The organism is Caldisphaera sp., assembly GCF_049974385.1.
Lineage (GTDB): Archaea > Thermoproteota > Thermoprotei_A > Sulfolobales > Acidilobaceae > Caldisphaera.
Genome location: NZ_JBMFIW010000051.1, coordinates 757 through 1,028, shown reverse-complemented (window position 1 = coordinate 1,028; position 272 = coordinate 757). Strand labels below are relative to the sequence as shown.

Genomic DNA, 272 nt, shown 5'->3' with positions numbered 1-272 from the left:
GGATATTTACTAATGTAGGAAAATTAGTAGCTAATGAAGGGTATTTAGATGCAATAAAACATTTGGTAGATGTCGCAGGAGGGCTAGCTGCTACTCTGCCTTCTTCCCAAGATTTTATTAATGAAGAAGAATCTAAATATTTGAAAAAATATTTAGTTGGCAAGAAAGGAACTGATCCAATAATAAGATCTAAATTGTTATCGTTAACAAGAGAAATAATTTCTTCATTAGGGGCTTTATTTACTACTGCAATGATACACGCAGAAGGATCC

1 protein-coding gene is annotated in these 272 nt (G+C 32.7%); it reads left to right on the top strand.

The features are described 5' to 3' along the window. Window positions 1-272 (top strand): 4-hydroxyphenylacetate 3-hydroxylase C-terminal domain-containing protein (locus tag ACP5GV_RS08050; protein ID WP_428103279.1); only part of this gene is annotated, 272 nt, incomplete at both ends.